This window comes from Microcoleus sp. AT8-B5 (assembly GCF_036705565.1).
Lineage (GTDB): Bacteria > Cyanobacteriota > Cyanobacteriia > Cyanobacteriales > Microcoleaceae > Microcoleus.
This window is the reverse complement of record NZ_JAUBUY010000042.1, coordinates 1-17,961: the sequence shown is the minus strand read 5'-3', so window position 1 is coordinate 17,961 and position 17,961 is coordinate 1. Positions and strand designations below refer to the sequence as shown.

11 protein-coding genes are annotated in these 17,961 nt (G+C 46.5%); 4 read left to right on the top strand and 7 right to left on the bottom strand.

Annotated elements, in window-relative coordinates; all coding sequences use genetic code 11:
• Positions 1 to 94: 94 nt before the first annotated feature.
• The 5 genes from QUB39_RS23205 to gatB all read right to left on the bottom strand — a co-directional run bounded on the left by QUB39_RS23205 (position 95) and on the right by gatB (position 6,083).
• On the bottom strand, positions 95 to 1,327 hold the full coding sequence (locus QUB39_RS23205; RefSeq protein WP_333207866.1) for a pentapeptide repeat-containing protein: 1,233 nt from the start codon (positions 1,325 to 1,327) through the stop codon (positions 95 to 97).
• 107 nt (positions 1,328 to 1,434) lie between these two features.
• Entirely contained in the window at positions 1,435 to 2,073 is a 639-nt protein-coding gene (locus QUB39_RS23200) for a Uma2 family endonuclease (protein WP_333207865.1), read from the bottom strand.
• A gap of 273 nt (positions 2,074 to 2,346) precedes the next feature.
• Entirely contained in the window at positions 2,347 to 2,934 is a 588-nt protein-coding gene (locus QUB39_RS23195) for a Uma2 family endonuclease (RefSeq protein ID WP_333207864.1), read from the bottom strand.
• A gap of 39 nt (positions 2,935 to 2,973) precedes the next feature.
• On the bottom strand, positions 2,974 to 4,140 hold the full coding sequence (locus QUB39_RS23190) for a pentapeptide repeat-containing protein (protein ID WP_333207863.1): 1,167 nt from the start codon (positions 4,138 to 4,140) through the stop codon (positions 2,974 to 2,976).
• 440 nt (positions 4,141 to 4,580) lie between these two features.
• Entirely contained in the window at positions 4,581 to 6,083 is a 1,503-nt protein-coding gene (gene gatB / locus QUB39_RS23185; protein ID WP_333055640.1) for an Asp-tRNA(Asn)/Glu-tRNA(Gln) amidotransferase subunit GatB, read from the bottom strand.
• A gap of 108 nt (positions 6,084 to 6,191) precedes the next feature.
• On the opposite strand from gatB, the gene QUB39_RS23180 reads away from it, so the two are divergent.
• From QUB39_RS23180 to QUB39_RS23165, 4 genes are all read left to right on the top strand, one after another.
• Complete coding sequence (locus QUB39_RS23180) at positions 6,192 to 6,470, top strand: hypothetical protein (RefSeq protein WP_333207861.1); 279 nt, start codon at positions 6,192 to 6,194, stop codon at positions 6,468 to 6,470.
• A gap of 155 nt (positions 6,471 to 6,625) precedes the next feature.
• Positions 6,626 to 9,901, top strand: a complete 3,276-nt coding sequence (locus QUB39_RS23175) for a PAS domain S-box protein (RefSeq protein ID WP_333055638.1) — start codon at positions 6,626 to 6,628, stop codon at positions 9,899 to 9,901.
• A 360-nt stretch (positions 9,902 to 10,261) separates the two neighbouring features.
• Positions 10,262 to 13,474, top strand: coding sequence for an EAL domain-containing protein (locus QUB39_RS23170; RefSeq protein WP_333207859.1), 3,213 nt, complete (start codon positions 10,262 to 10,264; stop codon positions 13,472 to 13,474).
• Between the two features lie 103 nt (positions 13,475 to 13,577).
• Complete coding sequence (locus QUB39_RS23165; protein WP_333071186.1) at positions 13,578 to 15,167, top strand: glycoside hydrolase family 57 protein; 1,590 nt, start codon at positions 13,578 to 13,580, stop codon at positions 15,165 to 15,167.
• Positions 15,168 to 15,317: 150 nt separating this feature from the next.
• On the opposite strand, the gene QUB39_RS23160 is transcribed toward QUB39_RS23165, so the two are convergent.
• Positions 15,318 to 15,995 (bottom strand): PEP-CTERM sorting domain-containing protein, encoded by a 678-nt coding sequence (locus QUB39_RS23160; RefSeq protein WP_333207857.1) that lies wholly within the window; start codon positions 15,993 to 15,995, stop codon positions 15,318 to 15,320.
• 102 nt (positions 15,996 to 16,097) lie between these two features.
• Complete coding sequence (locus QUB39_RS23155; protein ID WP_333207855.1) at positions 16,098 to 17,123, bottom strand: site-2 protease family protein; 1,026 nt, start codon at positions 17,121 to 17,123, stop codon at positions 16,098 to 16,100.
• Positions 17,124 to 17,961 lie beyond the last annotated feature (838 nt).

Below are 17,961 nucleotides of genomic sequence, written 5' to 3'. Positions count from 1 at the left end.
GATAGTTTAAAGGTGAAATTCCATCGCACAGGCGTGACGCCCGTGCCACGATGGAGGCGGATGAATATAATAAAAGAGCTCTCGCACTTGCGGGCTAAACCTCTTCAAAAATCGCGCCTCGCTGCTGTAGATTCACCTGTATCTCCTCATCGATTCCTGAATTGTTCCCGAATCTGGCTGACTCGACATTCGCACCACTGAAATTAGTATTTGTTAAGTTCACTTCCAGCAGATTTGCGCCGCTCAAATTAGCACCGCTGAGGTTAGCTAAAGCTAGACTTGCTTTGTGCAAATCTGCACCGCTTAAATCAGCATTTCCTAAGAAAGCCCCACTCAAATCTGCACCGCCGAATTTGGCATTTTGCAGGTTGGCGTCGCTGAAATCGGCATCGTTTAAGGTTGCACCCCGGAAATTTGCCCGATCGAGATTTGCGCTGCTAAAATCCACTGCACTTAAAGTAGTTCCGCGCAAGCTGCTACCCGCGAAATCAAGTGCTGGATTGAGATTGGCGATTTTTGCCAACTCTACAAAGTTGTCGGTTTCAGCGGAAATAATGCGATCGACCATTTCCTGCAATTGGGATTCAGCTTCCGGCACAATTTCCCCTTCGCGCGGTTCAACCGGAGGCAAATTGTAGGACAATAGCGCCCAACTGAGGGCAGGTTGGAGTTTATTTGCTTGCAGGTATATAGTCAGGATTCTTTCTAAAACCGAATGTTGATTTGGCGTGATCTCGTGCGGCCACAAACCCTCCGCATCTGTGAGATTAATATCTTCTTTAGCAACTTCAAAAGCCGCTGCCATCCGAAATTCTTTGGCAGTAATTTCTCCCAGCTTAGCGCTTTTTAGCAAACCTTTTAATACTGATTTGCCCTGTTCCACTGCAAAAATCCAAGCTGGGGTTGTATCATCGCTGATTGTGGAAACGTGACAAAATATGCTCTCTGTCTCCTTAATTTTTTCCAAATCCTCGCCGCCCTGAACTTCCCGCTGACTTTCGGTTACTAAATTTTCTGTACTGCTTGGAATTGGCAGGGTTTCTTCTATTGGCAAAAGCTTGAAAGAACCGACTAACTGACGTGAGGCTACGGGTATTTCGCAGTTTTCTAGATAGAGTTTGAGCGTCCCGCCTTGCAGACCAAATTTGACGCGACCACCTAGCAGGGGTTCCCAATGCTCGTTAAAATTCAGGCTCAAGTGAATGTCGAGCTGCTGGGTTTGGGGTGCAACCGATGGAACTGGAATTGCTTCAAATTGCATCCACAAGCAATCTGGGTATTTGTTGTGAGACTCTAGCGATCGCATATCGGGTAGAATTGCTGGCACTACCAGCCTGTAATTGATATTTAAATTAGTTTATCATCTCTATTTTATCACAACACAGCTTTTTTTCGTGGATAAAATTGTAAATTTTGTTTAATTTCCTCCGCCCTTCATTGGTTTTGCTGAATTTGACTTTTTACCCAATTCCGAAATGCTTTTACTAATTCCAAATAGTCCATTGTTTCTGCTTGTTCCAAAAATCTGACAATCTCTAAAACAGCCACGCTGGGAAATGCTAAACTGAGTTCGCCCTCAACGTATTCTCCATTTTCTAATCTGTTGATTCTGAGTCGAGATCCATTATAAATCCAAACTTCCGGCACTCCCAGATCCCTATAAACCTGCAAGGTATTTTCCGAACGGCTGGTAATATCAATTTCCACCACTAAATCCGGCGGCGGATCTTGACTCAGGTCAATTCTTTTTTTGCCTTTAACTGCACTAATATTCTGGATGTAAAAACATTCATCCGGTTCTGCACCGCTAAGTTCAGGACGCTTGAAAGTTGTGGAACCAAGGGGTTCAATTCTCACCTCTAATTCTTCCGCTAAGGTTTCAACAAATCGACCCATTATTGTTTTGAAGCGTTCGTGTTCTGGGGAGGGTACCATAATTTTCAAATTGCCACGACTATATGTCAGTCGAATTTGCCGATCGCCGATTTCGGCAAGCAAAGTTTCGTAGGTTTGCCAACTGATACCCGATAGGTGGACAATTTGTTCCGGCGGGGAGAGAGTTTGAGCAGTCATCTGATTTTAGATTTTAGATTTTAGATTTTAGATTTCTCCCGCGAATAAATCGGGGGTCAGAAACCAAATTGTTTTGGATGATAGCGATTAAAAGGGCGGGTTTTTGAGATTGTCAATTATTGGCAGATATTTTTCGTGAACCCGCCCCTACCCTATTAGGGGTAATCGACCGGACATAATATCATTCATTTGCACTTTTAGATTATATCATCGAAAAAAGCTCGATCGCTCTTTAATTACTGAGTTAAAATATGTGCTATCGAGCCAGAATATTTAGTCACCACTCTGCGCGGGAAATACCGCAGATAAATCGAGAGACAAATCTGGGAAACCTGGAATTACCACAACCTCATTCGGCAAAACCACTCGTTTGACTCGATAATCGAAACCACCTCTTTGTTTTTGATAAGGTTCGCTGTGCATTTCCAGTTGAATATCTACCAAATTAAATATCCAATAATCAGAAATTTCCGATTCAGCATAGAGAGATAACTTGGTTCTCCTGTCGTATTTCAAAGTAGAATCGGAAACCTCAATTACCAGCAAAATATCAGCAGGCTCCGGGTGAGAAGATAAATAATTATCAGAACGATTGCGAGCAATAACAACATCAGGCTCTGGTTCGCTATCAGCCGACAAAATAATCGGCTCTTGACCGCGCACGATCGCTCGTTCTTCCAGCAGTGGGTACAATTTTTTAAGCAATAGCGAATTACAAACAGAGTGAAACGTACTTTTAGTCGCCTTGATGATAATTTCTCCGCGAATCAATTCAACTCGGTCATCGGGGGCGAAAAATCCCAGTTCTCCCAAACGGTGATATTCGGCGATCGAGAATCGTTTTGCAGTTACGGCAGTCATAGCTTTTCTTACCCTCTACAATTACCAACATTTCCCATTCTACTCAAAAATCCCGCCCCGTGCCATCAATTCAACCTTCAGGGCTTCCGCAATTCCGACACAACCCAAAAACTTCGCATTTTTAACTACAGTATTTTTCAAATCAGCGCGGCTCAAATCAGCACCTTTTAAATTCGCACCACTCAAATTAACACCACTTAAATCAGCATTCTTGAAATCAGTATTTGTCAAATTTGCATTTACTAAAATCGCATTCGGTAAATAAGCACTGCTCAAATTGGCGTTGGTTAAATTTGCACCGCTCAAATTCGCCCTGGGCAGCTTTGTCCGCAAATCAGCACCGCTCAAATTGGCGCTGCTGAGTTCAGCATCCCGCAAATTAGCATTGCACAAATTAGCATCAATTAAAATAGCAGCGCTCAGCAAAGCACCGCTGAGATCGGCCAAAGTCAAGTCTGCGCCTCGGAGGTTGGTTTCGCGCAAATCTGCACCGTTAAAATCAGCGTAGTGCAAGTCAAAACCGCTTAAATTAGCCCCAGCAAAATCCTCAATCGGATTCAAACCAACTGTTTCTGCAAGTTGTACAAAACTCTTATTTTTATCAGTTAAAAACAGTTCGCGGACGATCGCCAATTGCTCCTGTCGGTACTGGTTAGCCTTGTCATAATCTGCTAAATACTTGTAGCCGAGCTTCAAATACTTGAGAGCATTGCGCTCAATGCGATCGTCCTTGCTGGTGCGCGCGATCGACAACTGCTGGTGATAGCATTCGATCGCACCAAGCAAATCTCCCTTAGCATCGTAAGCTAGCGCCAAATTGCCCAAAGTTTCCAATTCAGAGCGCCCGTCGCCAGTATCCCGCGCGATCGCCAAACGCTGCTGCTGGTAATCAATAGCACCAGAAAAATCCTCAAGAGCACAGCAAGCATTGCCCAAATTTCCCAAAGCATTTGCCTCGCCCCGGCGATCGCCAATTTCCCGCGCTAACATCAAATGTTGCTGGTAGCAGTCGATCGCCTGAGCATAATTCAAGAGCGCTTCGTAAGCTACACCCATATTACCCAGCGCCGCACCCGATCGGCGCTTATCGTCCATTGAGCGATACAGCGCCAGCGCTTTCTGCCAAGAATCCAGCGCCGCCTCAAATTGACGCGCCTGATATTGCGAAATCCCCTGCTTGATTAGCTCGCTAGCTTGTTCGCTCATACTGTCCAAATTAGTTAATAACTAAAGCTGATATTAACTGAGATATTGCACCATTCTCGCTTAACAGGCAAGATGCCTGTTCCACGAGAAAATTCACTCTTTGTGGAACAGGCCGGAAAGCCTGTTCATAAAAAGCTGATTGAGAATGGTGCAAGATTTCAGTATGGCCCATCCCCCTCTCCCCCATCCGTACTTTCACGTCCGTACAAAAAAAAGACAAAAAAAAAAGAGAGAGCTACCTAAGTAACTCCCTCTGCCATCAGGGTGCATCTACATAACACAATATAACACTATCGGGATGAGGGGTGTCACCCCCAAACGTGAAGATGTTGTAAAGAAATGTAGATTAATTATAAAGTTACGATCCCGCCAGAAGGGCGAGGTCAGGAAAAACCGATCGCCCGCCGCTGTATCCGCTACACGATCCCCTTAACGAATGCTTAACCTGGGGCGTTAAGCTTCGCCGCCAGCAGCTCATTGGTCAGTTTGGGATCGGCCCGGCCGCCCGTTTCCTTCATCACCTTGCCGACAAAAAAGCCCAGCAGCTTAGTTTTACCGCCTCGGTACTGTTCGAGCTCCTTGGGATTGGCGGCTAACACCGCATCGATCGCTCGATCGATCGCCCCAGTATCCGAAATTTGAATCAAACCCTTGCTTTCAACAAACTTTTGAGGCGAACCACCATTTGCCAGCAACTCCGGCAAAATATCCTTAGCGATTTTGCCACTGATCGTACCGGCCTCAATTAGCCCCAGCAGTTCAGCTAAATCCTGCGGTTGGAAAGGAATTTCTGCGATCGCCAGTTTTTCATTTTTCAGATAAGCAGTAATATCGCCCATCACCCAATTGGCAGCTTGTTTAGCCACAGCACCGGCGGCGATCGATTTTTCAAAATACTCCGCCACCGCTTTGTCGTCAGTCAGCACCCGCGCGTCGTAGGGAGAAAGACCGAGCTCAGTTTCGTAGCGATGGCGCTTCATTGCCGGCAATTCTGGCAGTTGAGCTTGCCAATCCTGCAATTGCTCAGTCGAAACTTTGATCGGAGGCAAATCCGGTTCCGGGAAATACCGATAATCGCTCGCACCTTCCTTAACCCGCATACTGAAAGTACACTGCTTGTTTTCATCCCACAGCCTGGTTTCTTGGATGATGGTTTCGCCATTTTCCACCGCTTGAATTTGTCGCTCGATCTCATAATCGATCGCCCGTTCGATCGCATTAAAAGAGTTCATATTTTTAATTTCCACCTTCGTGCCGAACTCTTTTCTGCCCACGGGGCGCACCGAAATATTCACGTCGCACCGGAGTGAACCTTCCTGCATATTCCCGTCGCCAACACCGATGTAGCGCACGATCCGGCGCAATTCTTGACCGTATTCGGCAGCTTCCGCGCCCGATCGCAAATCCGGTTCCGAAACAATTTCGATTAGAGGCACACCGGCGCGGTTGTAATCCACCATTGAATAAGTTGAACCGCTGAGCCGATCGCTGCCGCCGTGAACCAATTTTCCGGCATCTTCCTCCATGTGCAAGCGAGTGATCCCGATTTTTTTTCTAGTAGAATTTCCCGTCTCATCCACCAGTTCAATTTCTAGCCAGCCGTTAGTAGCGATCGGCAAATCGAACTGAGAAATTTGATAATTTTTCGGCAAATCGGGATAGAAATATTGCTTGCGGTCAAACTTACTGTAAGGTGCGATTTCGCAGTTGAGAGCCAGCCCTGCTTTCACCGCATACTCCAGCACTTTTTGATTTAATACGGGCAAAACTCCCGGCATTCCCATACAAATTGGGTCAATGTTAGTATTTGGGGCATTGCCAAATTCTGTAGAAGAACTGGAGAAAATTTTAGTATTCGTACTTAATTGACAATGAGTTTCGAGGCCGATAATGGCTTCGTACTGAGTTCGGTTTTTTATCGAAGAGGGTGCAGCAGCAGTCATAAGCAATTTAAAAGACTGAATAACTTTAGATTTTATTTTAGCTTTTTATTGACCAAACTGATGGGAGAGTATTTGTAGGTAGGGGCGGTTTCATTGGTGTCAACAAGCGTGTCAAACCCTGATTTCGGCAGGTTTAAACCCCTGACGGACTTTGAGCAAGCGTGTTTAGTTGAGACAAATGGGGCTCTGCATACGCAACGCCCTGCTACAGATTGGCGATCGACCCAAGGCTGCAGCCACGCCGAGAGCCTTTGGATCGCCCCCAAACAACAACTCTGTGCAAAAATATACTTAGCGCCAGCTCCTGCCCGCACCATTCCCTTACCCAGGAGAGTTTTAGATCGATCGACTACAATTGCCGATCGATCTGCACCCCAAATCCTTTGACTGGCTGTATTTAATAACGCCGCCCGCCTCCAACGATCAGCTCCACGCACAGACTAAAAATTAAAAATGTATAATTTAACAGGAAATTACATATTTTTAATTTTTAAGCTTTAATTTTGAATTCTCAAAGTAACACTTGCCTAAGTGTCAAAACTATGCGTGAAATTCCAGTTAAAAGTGCCAGACTGTTTCAGAACAGCATCACTGAGCTAGAGCAGGCGGAATTAGCCCTCGAACTCGCTTGGAACGAACTCGAAAAACAAACAGCAGAAACCATTGCTCACATTGCCAACACTGGCTCAGCAAACACACAGGAAATTAGCGATCGCTTCGCCAGGGCGAAGCAACTCCGGCAGCAACTTCAAACTCAAATAAAAAAAGCCAACTCGCGGCGGGAATTTCACCTAGAAAACTCACCAATGGCCGTTGTAGAGTGGGACAAAGAATTTCGGGTAGTGCAGTGGTCGCCAATGGCAGAAAAAATATTTGGCTGGAGTGCAGCAGAAGTAATCGGCAAATACTGGCACGAATGGTCAATAGTTCATCAAGAAGACTTCGAGGAAGTGTGTGCCGTCACAAATCAACTATTACACAGCAGAGAACCCCGCAACATTTGCCGCAACCGCAACTATACAAAAGATGGCTCAGTAATTTACTGTGAATGGTACAATTCCGCACTAATCGATGAATCGGGAAGAGTAGTTTCAATTCTCTCTTTTGCCAGAGACATAACCGATTTCCACCGCGCTCAAGAAGAACTGCATAGGCGCGAACAAGCTTTCAGCGCCATCGCCGAAAATGCGACCGATATTATCGCCCGGTTCGATCGCAAACTCTGCCTCCTTTACATCAACCCAGCAGTAGAATCAACAATTGGAAAACACGCCGAAAAATTGATTGGCAAAACCAACCAAGAATCAGGAATGCCACCGCACCTGTGCAGCCTGTGGGATGAGGCTTTTATGAAAGTTTTTGGTAGCGGCAAACAAGAAACCATAGAATTTGACTTGCCCACTTCCGAAGGCATAAAATATTACCACTGTCGAGTCATTCCCGAGTTTGCTGAAGACAATTCAGTAGAAACAGTTTTATCCATCTCCCGCGACATCACAGAACTCAAACAAGTCGAAGATCAGTTGCGACAAAGCGAATCCAAATTTAAAGCCATAGTAGATTCTAATATTATCGGCTTAATTTTTTGGGATCTTGACGGCCACATTACAGATGCGAACGCGGCTTTTTTAAACACGGTAAATTATACGCGGGACGAGCTGCTTGCCGGAAAAGTTAACTGGCAAGAAATGACACCACCTGAATACGTGGGTTTAGATACAGAAAAAGTTGCCGAACTGAAGGCTAGAAATACGGTTGTTCCCTTTGAAAAAGAATTTATATGCTCCGATGGTAGCCGCGTTCCGGTGCTGCTGGGCAGCACATTTTTAGAAGGAACGAAGCAATTAGGCGTCAGTTTTGTGCTGGACTTGAGCGAGCGCAAGCAGGCAGAATTGGAACTGCAAAAACATCAGCAACTTTTAGAGAGTATTGTTACAACTATACCTAATTTTCTCTACATTTACGATGCAGTAAAAAACCAAAATATTTATGCAAATGAATCTGTCACAGCTATGCTGGGATACACTCCCCAAGAATTGCAAGATTTGGGGACAGACGCTGTAGCCAACTTAGTTCATCCCGACGATCTGTTAAAGCTAATTACAGGTATGGAGCGACTAAAACACAGTAGGAATCCCTATGAAACCGATGACAGAGACTACAGAATCAAACACAAAAATGGGGAATGGCGCTGGGTGCACGCTCGCTCTAAAGTTTTCAAAAGAACGCCAGACGGACAAATGAGGCAAATTATCGGTTCCGTACTCGACATCAGCGATCGCAAACAAGCCGAAGAATCATTAAAACAGCAAAAAGAACTGCTGCAAACAATCTTCGACAACGTGCCGATTATGCTCGCATTATTAGACAAAAATGGTCAAATAAACTGGGTGAACCGCCACTGGGAACAAGTGCTAGGCTGGAGTTTGGCAGAAATCAAAAACCGTGATATCTTGGCAGAATTTTATCCGCAGCCAGAATACCGTCAATATGTTTTGGATGAAATAAAAGCAGCAAATGAGAAGTGGAGCGACTTCAAAACAAAAGTTAAAGACGGGCGAATTATCGACACTTCTTGGGCAAATGTTCGTCTTTCAGACGGCAGTTGTATCGGCATTGGTCAAGATATCACCGAACGCAAACGAGTAGAATTAGAGCTCAAAGAACTTAACGAAACTTTAGAAGCTCAAGTCGCGCAACGTACTGCAGAATTAGAAATTTTTTTTGATGCTTTGCCCGACCACATTTTTGTGGTAGATAGCGATAATATGCGACTGTCTTTTGTCAACCAATCTGTTGCCAAAACTGCTGGATTAAATAGCAGAAAAGAGATGCAGGGCAAAACTATTTTTGAATGTTTCTCCCCCGAAATAGCCGCCAAATTCTCTAGGGAAAATTCGCAGGTATTTGAAACAGGGGAAACTCTGCACTTGCAGGATAAATTTGTAATTGCTGGCGAGACCAGTTACTACGATACTTTTAAAATTCCCCTCAGAAATCTCGACGGCGAGGTTTATGCTTTAATTGGCACTTCTCGCGATATCACTGAGTTGGTAGAGACAAAACAAGCTTTGTCAGAACGCACAGAGCAATTAGAAGCTGCCAATCAAGAATTAGAATCTTTTTCTTACTCAGTTTCCCACGACTTGCGCGCACCTTTGCGACACATTTCAGGTTTTGTAGAAGCGTTGAAACAGCGGCTAGAATTAACTGAGGCTTTGAGCGATCGCAAAATAGTTCACTATATGGAAGTAATTGAAGACAGCAGCCAAAAAATGAGCCTGTTGATTGACGGTTTGCTCGCCCTGTCGCGGGTGACTCGCACCGAGTTGAGGCAAATTCCGATCGATCTGAGCCGTTTGGTACAAAATGCGATTAAATTGACTAAACCACCAACAGTCGCAGATCCGGCCCAAACTCCCCACAGCGTTGAATTTGCCGTCGGAAATTTGCCGACAGTAATGGGAGATTCAACCTTGCTGCAACAGGTGTTCAGCAACTTGATTAGCAACGCCGTCAAGTTCAGCCGCGGACGCAATCCGGCTACAATAGTTATTGAGGGTTTACCCGATGGGACGATTTTTGTCAAGGATAACGGGGTGGGTTTTCCGATGGAATATGCCGATCGCCTGTTTGGAGCCTTTCAGAGGCTGCACTCCCAGAGAGAATTTGAAGGTACGGGCATCGGTTTGGCGATCGTCCAGCGGATTATTCACCGCCACGGCGGTACGGTTTGGGCCGAAAGCCTACCTAGTCAAGGAGCCACCTTTTACTTTAAACTAGGGCAAACAATCTCAAACGGTAATATAGATTCATAAGTTAAGTCTATAAGAGTTTTAAATGAAAAATTTAAAACTCTTATAGACTTAAATAAGTCACGATCGGTGAGAGCATCCGAATTTTGGTGTGACAGGAGTGTTCACTGTTAGGGATGGAAGCGAAAGATATAGGCGGGGCTGTGCAAGATGCTCGTACTCCTAAAAAATGCTCTTTTAAAAATTGGGGTGCTCCCCAATCGGTTCGTCAGCCCTCGACTGCAGGTGCTAAATAAAGGTCTTGCGAGTAGAGTATATAATTAATTTTGCTAAAAATATCGAGATAAAATTAATAACAAAACTAAGTCTAAAAAATTACTAGCAAAAACACAAATAACCAATTGAAAACATCCCCAATACCTTATGTTAGATATAAATGAAACCAACTATCTACTAAAAATGGTAGCGGAATCAACATTAAACTTGTTGATTATCGAAGACATGGCAGAAGATATGGAATTAATAGTGCTCGCCTTAGAATCGGGGGGTGTAAATTTTAAGTGCGACACTGCCGAAACAGCAACAGAGTGCAGAAAACTGCTCGAAAATTGCCAGTACGATGCTGTACTCTCAGATTACCGCCTCCCCGGCTTCAACGGTTTAGAAGTATTGAAATTAATGCAGGAATTAGGGCAAGACATACCCTTAATTTTAGTAACGGGAAGTTTGGGAGAAGAAGCGGCAGTTGAGTGCCTCAAAGCTGGAATGACCGATTACGTATTAAAAGGGCGGCTGTTTAGGTTGCCAACAGTCTTAGAACGATCGCTCCAAGAATACAAAATGCGGCGCCAGCAACAAGAAGCGATCGCCCAAATTCAGCGGCAAGCTCAGCGAGAAGCGATAGTCAACCGCATCGTTCAAGCCATGCGCTTCACCCTTGTACTCGACGAAGTGCTGCAAACCACCGCAGATCAACTGCACGAAGCTCTCGAAATCAGCGGCTGCGCGATATTGCAGCCAGATGCTGAGGGCAAGATCGGGATTCGCTACATGAGCTTAAAGGCAGCCGACAGAGAACGGGCGATCGGTCTAAATTGCGACTTTGCCCAACACTATCGCTTCTCCCTCGCCCGCGGAGAAACGATCGCCCTCGCCGAGTTATCGACTCTGAGCCCGGAACTGCAAGCATCAGCCCAATTTTTAGGGTTTCACTCGATCGCGATCGCACCGCTGCTATACCAGCAATCATTTTTGGGAGGAATTTGCCTCTACCAGTGCGATCGGGCCCGCTGTTGGACTACAGAAGAACTATCGCTAGTCAAAGCCATATCCGATCAGTGCGCGATCGCGATCCACCAAGCCGAACTCTACCAACAAGCCCAAACCGAACTGGCAGAACGCAAGCGCGCCGAAGCAGCAGTCTGTGGCATCCAGCAGCAGCTAGCCACAATGGCAGCCAACATTCCCGGCTCAGTCTACCGCACTGTGCTGCATCCAGATGGCACAATCTCCCTGCCCTACATCAGTCCGGGCGTGCGCGAAGTTACTGGGTTCGGGGCCGAAGAAGTGATTTCGCGCCCGGAACTCTTGACCGAAATCATCCATCCAGAGGACAAAAGCTCGTCTGACAGCCGCGTAGCAGCATCGAGAGCGAGTCTTTTGCCGTGCGATCGCCAGTACCGCATCGTTCTGAGATCGGGGGAGGTAAAGTGGGTGCAAGACAGCGCTAAATTTTCCAAAAACGAAAACGGCGACGTAATTATAGACGGAGTAGCCCTCGACATCAGCGATCGCAAACAAGCAGAATCAGCCCTGCGCCAAAGCGAACAGCGATTTCGCTCGCTGATTGAAAACGCCACAGACATCACGATCATTCTCGACGCCGCAGGAATCTTCCGCTACATCAGCCCTTCGGTTAAGCGAATTTTAGGGTACGCGCCCCACCAGGCGATCGGCCGCAGCGCCTTAGAAATAGTTCACCCCGACGACAGCGCTACGATCGCCGAAACCCTCCACAAAGCCATTGAAAACCCCAAAAGAAGCCAGTGCCCAGTTGAGTACCGAGTCCGCCACCGCAACGGTTCCTGGTGTTATGTAGAAGCTGTAGCCACCAACTTGCTCTACGATCCCGCAGTCGAGGGAATCGTGATTAACTGTCACGACATCACTCAGCGCAAACTCGCCGAAGAACAACTGCTGCACGATGCTTTTCACGACGCCCTCACCGGATTGCCCAACAGATCGCTATTTACCGATCGGCTCGAACACGCTCTGAGGCTGGCAAAACGGCGCAAAGACTACTCGTTTGCCGTGCTGTTTCTCGATTTAGATAGATTTAAAGTAGTCAACGATTCCCTCGGCCACGCCATCGGCGATCAATTGCTAGTATCGATCGCGCGGCGTCTGGAAGCTTGTCTGAGGCCCGGAGATACAGTAGCCCGCATCGGAGGAGACGAGTTTGTGCTGTTGCTAGAAGACATCGAGGGCATCAATGAAGCTAGCAGCATTGTCAACCGACTGCAAAAGAAAATCACCTCCCCTCTCCTTCTAGACGGACACGAAGTATTTATCACCGCCAGCATCGGCATAGCTTTGAGCTCTGGCGAATACCTGGAACCGACAACCCTGCTGCGCGACGCCGACACAGCAATGTACCGCGCCAAAGAACTTGGCAGAGCCCGACACGAAGTTTTCAACAGTTCCATGCACGCCCACGCTTTGCGACTGTTGCAGCTCGAAAACGACCTGCGGCGGGCGATCGAATCAATTAAAGAACCCGCCACAGAAGAAGACTTTCCCCCATCCCCCGAATCAGCCTTACCTCCCTTATCCGCAGCGCCCCAGTTTATTATTCACTACCAGCCGATCGTGTCGATCGCCACTAACACAATTACCAGTTTTGAGGCCCTAGTGCGCTGGCAGCATCCAGAACGAGGCTTAGTTTCCCCCGGCGAATTCATCACCATCGCCGAAGAAACCGGCTTGATCGTACCCCTGGGCCGCTGGGTACTTCGCACAGCTTGCCACCAAATCCGCCAGTGGCAGCAGCTATTTCCCAGCCACCCCCCGTTGAGCGTTAGCGTCAACATTTCTGTCAAACAGTTTTCTCAGCCAGATTTAATCGAATACATCGATCGAGTCCTCGCAGAAACTCACCTCGACGGCAGCAGTTTAAAACTAGAAATTACCGAAAGCGTACTTATAGAAAATTCTGAATCAGTAACAGCAATGCTGGTGCAGCTCAGAACCCGAAACATAGACTTGTGCATTGACGACTTCGGCACCGGCTATTCCTCGCTCTCCTACCTGCACCGCTTCCCCACCAATACCTTAAAAATAGACCGCTCTTTTGTTAGCAGGATGGGAGGTGAGTTCGATTTCAGTAAAGGAGGGATTGACCCCACAGAAATTGTGCGGTCGATCGTTACTTTGTCCCACAATTTAGGCATGGATGTAGTAGCCGAAGGAGTCGAAGAAGCATCGCAACTATCTATACTAAAAGGGTTAAAATGTGAGTACGCCCAGGGATTCTTTTTCTCAAAGGCAGTAGACTCTCAAACAGCAGCAGCCTTAATCCGACAGCAAGCAGAAAATCAGAATTTGCTGACATTTAGTTTGTTAGAGAAAGGTCATTAAAAAAACACGGCATTTTGTGAGTCCCGTTTCAGCATAAAATCTTAAAATATTTTAAAGCTGTCCCTAACAGGCGTCAGTTAATAACTACGGCATCCAAATCATTATGACTATTGGCTACCTCGCCCTCGTTCTCCACGCCCACTTGCCCTTTGTTCGCCACCCCGAAAGCGACTACGTTTTAGAAGAAGAATGGCTGTTTGAGGCGATCGCGGAAACCTATATTCCCCTGCTGCAAGTCTTTGAAGGCCTCAAGCGCGACGGCATCGACTTTAAAATTACCATGAGCATGACACCGCCCTTGGTGGCAATGCTGCGCGACCCCTTGCTGCAAGACCGCTTCGACGACCACTTGGCCAAACTCGAAGAATTAGCCGATCTCGAAATCGAACACAACAGCGGAAACGGCCACCTCCGCTATTTGGCAGAACATTACGCCACCCATTTCTCTCAAGTCCGCAACTTTTGGGAAAAGTACGATCGAGATTTAGTCAAAGCCTTCAAAGAACACCAAGATACCAACAACCTCGAAATCATCACCTGCGGTGCCACCCACGGCTACCTACCGTTGATGAAAATGTACCCCGAAGCAGTTTGGGCACAAATTCAAGTAGCTTGCGACAACTACGAAGCAAACTTCGGCCGCCGACCAAAAGGCATTTGGCTGCCCGAATGCGCCTACTATGAAGGCTTAGAGCGGATGTTAGCCGACGCAGGCCTCCGCTACTTTCTCACAGACGGTCACGGCATCCTCTACGCCCGCCCGCGTCCCCGCTACGGCAGCTACGCCCCAATTTTCACCGAATGCGGAGTCGCAGCCTTCGGCCGGGATCACGAATCCTCGCAGCAGGTTTGGTCTTCCGAAGTCGGCTATCCCGGCGCCGCCGAATACCGCGAATTCTACAAAGATTTGGGCTGGGAAGCTGACTACGATTACATTAAGCCCTACATCATGCCCAACGGCCAGCGGAAAAATACCGGGATTAAATATCACAAAATCACCGGTCGCGGATTGGGTTTAGGCGATAAACAGTTGTACGATCCTTACTGGGCAAGGGAAAAAGCAGCGGAACACGCCAGCAATTTTGCTTTTAACCGCGAACGCCAAGTCGAACACCTCAACGGCATTATGCAGCGTCCGCCGATTATTGTTTCGCCTTACGACGCCGAACTTTTCGGTCACTGGTGGTACGAAGGGCCTTGGTTCTTAGATTACCTGTTCCGCAAGAGTTGGTACGACCAAAATACCTACGAGATGACGCACTTAGCCGATTATTTGCGGGGAAATCCGACTCAGCAAGTGTGCCGCCCGTCTCAGTCTAGCTGGGGTTTCCGGGGTTTCCACGAATATTGGCTCAACGATACCAATGCTTGGATTTACCCGCACTTGCACAAAGCTGCGGAACGGATGATTGAGTTGGGAAGCATGGAACCTGCAGATGAGTTGCAGTGGCGCGCTTTGAACCAGGCGGCGCGGGAAGTGCTGCTAGCTCAATCTTCTGACTGGGCGTTTATCATGCGTACAGGGACGATGGTTCCCTATGCGGTGCGCCGGACTCGATCGCACTTAATGCGCTTTCACAAGCTTTACGATGAAGTGAAAGAAGGGAAAGTTGATTCGGGTTGGTTGGAGAAGGTTGAGGAGATTGATAATATTTTCCCTGAAATTAACTATCGCGTTTATCGATCGCTTTAAGCAAGTTTTAAGTTGCTCGTTCCCAGGCTCTGCCTGGGGACGCATTCCCGGAGGCTCTGCCTCCTCTTTTTCTCCCCAATCGACGAGGCAGAGCCTCTGGATATCGGTTCCCAGGCAGAGCCTAGGAACCAGTTAATCTCCTAATTAGTATTACACCTTTTTTGCCGCCATTCTCTTGCACCACAAACCCATTCCCGCAGCCACAAACGTACCAACAGCAGTCATCGGTTCCGGTACAGGTTCATACTCATAAATTGCACTAACTGTAGTGTTAGCCACAACCTTACCCCCAAAACTACCTCTAGCCGGACTCCCCAGAATTTGAGTCAAACCAGTTGTCGCCACGCCAGCCGTAAAAGTATCACCATCGCAGCCAGTTAAAGCACTTAAAAACTGCGGCAAATCATAACTCTTCGACACAGTACCAGAAGCCGAACCGCTAACACTTCCCGTACCGCCACTAGCAATCTTCGTTTCCGGCGGACTTGCTAACACACTCAAAGTCAAATTAGGGTCAACTTTCAACAGCGGAATATTCACAGCAATACTTGCATTACTCGCCGCCGTCCCCATAAAATCTCCCGTCAAAGGAGTAATGCTCACACTATTATTAACAGTAGACTTAACCGTAACATAAGCCCTTAATAGCGTTCCTAACAGCGAATTAAACTTGGGCAAAACTACATTCGTGCTGCTATTTAACGGCTGCGAACCCAAATTCACAGTGTAAGTTTGAGTAAGAGTTGCCGCTTGTGCAGAAAAACATTGACTGACAACTGCAAAACTCAAACTTCCGCTAACAATTCCCCACTTTTGAAAAACATTCATTTCGATAAACTCCTACAATAATAAAGTTGCATTTTGTGGCACGGGCGTCTCGCCCGTTAGGTTAATCGTGGCACGGGCGTCCCGCCTGTAATTAATCTGCGGTTAAAAACTCCAAACCCGCAAAACCAAATTACCCAGCAAGGATGCTAAATAACTCAAAACCCAAACAGTATAAAGTATACTCAAAGGCGCGTAAGCTGCCAAAACCCATTGCGTTTCTGCTGCTTCCTCAATCTCCTCCCTCCGCAACAAATCCCCATAAAAATCAAACGACCTTTGTCGCAGATTGTTAATGCCAGTTCCAGCAACTAATAAATAATAACCGTCAAATCTATTCAACGGATTCAAATTAATTGCAACTGTCAGCAAGGCCGCCACCATCAACAAATAACTAATTTGATGCCAAACCGGATTTGACTGAGAAAACAGCCACATCCAAACAGCCAATGCCCAAATTGTTACTTGGATTAATACTCCGGCGGCTACTACTAAAACCCGCTGTTTCCGCCGGACTAAACTGTATTGGTCGGTTGTATCTGTGTAACATCCAGGGATGAAACACATAAACAATAATCCAATTTCTTTAACAATACCGCCGTAGTGTTTTAGCGTGAAAGCGTGGCCGAGTTCGTGCAAAGCTATTACCAGCATTGTCAGCAATACAAATTTGAAAATATTCTCATTTTTTCCCGCTATCCACAACTGCTGATGTGAGGCTGCGACTTCGGCAGAGGAAGCCAACCACACAGCTACAGAGGAAGCGATGAAAGCGCACAGAAAAAAGCCAAATTCCCACGTCCAAATCCAGCGGAATTTGTCGATGTGCCGCGACAGCCAAACATCGGGATTGACTAGGGGAATTGTGAAGGATAGCAGGTTGATTTTAGCTTTCGGCGGCTTGGTTCCTTCTAGCATTCCTGCTTGTGCTAAGTCTTTCAAGAGATTTTGCACATCTTCTAAATCCAGGTCGTATTCAGCGAGAATATTAGTTAGTGGTTGTTGACTTAATTGCACAATTACCTGTTTGTCAAAGTCGTCAACTTGAATACAGGTAATGTCTTCGGGATTGCGAAGTATCCAATGACCGTCGGGATGAGGTATCCATTGCACCGCTGATTTGAGTTGCATGGTAGATTGTCACTTTGGCTGACAAAGTTTCGATTTAATTGAATAGGAGTTACTCGTTTTTAGGCGGAGATTCTGATCCCCCCTAGCCCCCCTTAATAAGGGGGGGACAAGAGAATCAACTCAAAGTCAACCCCTACTCCCCTTCTTAAGGGGGATTTAGGGGGATCTAGACTTTCGGATCAAGCAGAGAGACAGTGGGTTTTAGGCCGAAACTCGATCCCCCCTAGCCCCCTTCTTAAGGGGGGGACAAGAGTTTTCACTAATTTAGGAATTACGCATTTTAGGCCGAAACTCGATCCCCCCTAGCCCCCCTTAAGAAGGGGGGGACAAGAGTTTTAACTTAAAGTGGGTGTTTTTATTGAGTTGTTTAGAATCGATCGCCCAATTGTGTTTGTATGTTTTCTCCGCTGGGTTTTTGAGATTTTCGAGCCGCCCTAAGTCTTTCTGGAAACGGAAAGTTTCAAGGCGAAATTTGCCCCTGTTTTAAGGAAGCATGGAAGTATTGAAGTATTTTGTGAAGAAGCTTTAGTGATATTTGTTTGGGCTTTAGGCTTTAATCCAAATTTCACCTTGGTGTTCATATTATCAGAAATTAGAAAAAAAGCAAGTGTAAATTCTAACTATTTTAGGAATTACGCATTTTTTACCTGTCATTGCGTGGGAAACGAGCGTGTAGCGGATGTTTCTGGTTGAGGCGGGGATTGCTATCCAAAAAAGGTTACACAAACTTTACGATCGCAAATAGAACTTGGGTGTATGATCAGGGTAAACGCATCTAAATTAAGTTGACAGAAAATCATATTTGTGCATGATTTGTTTTTTATAAAACAATTCTTAA